The organism is Allobosea sp. CER48, assembly GCF_044752385.1.
GTDB lineage: Bacteria > Pseudomonadota > Alphaproteobacteria > Rhizobiales > Beijerinckiaceae > Allobosea.
In genome coordinates, this window is the sequence record NZ_JBIWYK010000529.1 from 1 (window position 1) to 1,938 (window position 1,938).

Sequence of the window (1,938 nt, forward strand, 5' to 3'; positions counted from 1 at the left end):
CGCCCTGACGGCGCTCGTTCATCTGTTGGCAGCGCGCGGCTAGCGCGGCGAAAAGCTGGCCAAGCGGCCCCGGCTGCGGCACACCCCTGTTCCATGTCGCAATCCCGCGAATCAGAAGCCCGCGCGATCCTGAAATCCGTATGGGGCTATGACGATTTCCGCCCCGGCCAGTGGGAGGTCATCGAGGCCGCGCTTTCCGGCCGCGACGTCTTCGCGGTGATGCCGACCGGCTCGGGCAAATCGATGTGCTATCAGCTGCCGGCACTCGTCGCAGGCGGGCTGACTCTCGTCGTGTCGCCGCTGATCGCCCTGATGCGCGATCAGGTCGGCCAGCTCGTCCGGGCCGGCGTGCAGGCGGCTTCGCTCAACTCGATGAACAGCGAGGAAGAGGCGGCACAGGCCTGGGACAAGCTCAATGGCGGCGAGCTGCGCCTGCTCTTCGTCTCGCCCGAGCGATTGGCCGGCGAGGGGCTGGTCGCCCGCCTGAAGCGCCTCGGCGTGAACAGGCTCGCCATCGACGAGGCGCATTGCGTGTCGCAGTGGGGCCATGACTTCCGCCCGGAATATCGGCTGCTCGCCAAGACGCGCGAGGCGCTCGGCGGCGTGCCGGTGACGGCGCTGACCGCCACGGCCGACCGGCAGACGCAGGCCGACATCGCGCAGCAGCTGTTTCCGCAGCCGCCGCAGATGGTTGTGCATTCCTTCGACCGGCCGAACCTCAAGCTCGCGTTCGCGCCGAAGGAACAGCCGCGCCGGCAGATCGACGACTTCCTGCGCCGCCACCGCAACGGCTCCGGCATCATCTACTGCTCCTCGCGCAGCAAGACCGAGCGCCTGGCCGATGGGCTCCGCGAGAAGGGCTGGAACGCGCTCGCCTACCATGCCGGGCTGGAGCAGGCGGAGCGGAACCGCAACCAGGACGTCTTCCTGCAGGAGGACGGCGTCGTGGTCTGCGCGACCATCGCCTTCGGCATGGGCATCAACAAGCCGGATGTCCGCTTCGTCGTCCATGCCGACATGCCCGGCTCGATCGAGGGCTACTACCAGGAGATCGGCCGCGCCGGCCGCGACGGCCTGCCGGCGGATACGCTTACCCTCTACGGCGTCGACGACATGTCCCTGCGGCGCCGGCAGATCGACGAGAAGCCGGTCGACGACGAGCGCAAACGCATCGAGCACAAGCGGCTCAACGCCATGATCGATCTCTGTGAGAACGCGCTCTGCCGGCGGACCGCGCTGCTCGCCTATTTCGGCGAGCAGACGCCGCCCTGCCGGCACGGGCAGGCACCGTTCCGCTGCGATCTCTGCAGCGCCGAGGCGCCTGCTCTCCAGGACGCCACGCTCGACGCGCGCAAGCTCCTCTCCGCGGTGATCCGTTCCGGCGAACGCTTCGGCGCCGGCCATCTGGCGGATATCCTGACGGGGACGACGACGGAAGCGATCCGCCGCCAGAACCATGACGGGCTCAAGACGTTCGGCGTTGGCTCCGACAGGCCGAAAGCGGCCTGGATGGGGCTGACGCGCAAGCTCTTCGCCGCCGGGGCGCTGGCCGAAGCCAGCATGGAGCATGGCGGCTTTCGCCTGACGCCGAAGGGCGAGGACATCCTGTTCGGGCGCGAGAGCATCGCGCTCAGGGGCGACCCCTTCGCCGAGCGTCGCTCCCGCCGCGGCGAACGCGAAGCGGCGCGCGCCGACGGCCTCGACGAGGGCACGGCGGCCCTGTTCGAGCATCTGCGCAAGCTGCGTCTGCAGCTCGCCCGCGAGGAAGGCGTCGCCGCCTATATCATCTTCACCGACAGGACCCTGATCGCGATGGCGCGCGAGCGGCCTCTCGGCCTCGACGAGATGCGCGCGATCGAAGGCGTCGGCGAACGCAAGCTGACGCAGTACGGCGAAGCGTTCATCGAGGCGATCGCAAGCTTTCCCGGGTGAACCTTT

General features: G+C 68.9%; 1 protein-coding gene. It reads left to right on the forward strand.

Annotated elements, in window-relative coordinates; genetic code table 11:
- Positions 1–93 precede the first annotated feature (93 nt).
- Entirely contained in the window at positions 94–1,932 is a 1,839-nt protein-coding gene (recQ, locus tag ACIPIA_RS15155) for a DNA helicase RecQ (RefSeq protein WP_400510745.1), read from the forward strand.
- Positions 1,933–1,938: the final 6 nt, after the last annotated feature.

What these genes read in the sequence shown, in the direction of transcription:
- recQ (WP_400510745.1), top strand. Translation starts at nt 94, where the DNA reads ATGTCGCAATCCCGCGAATCAGAAGCCCGCGCGATCCTGAAATCCGTA.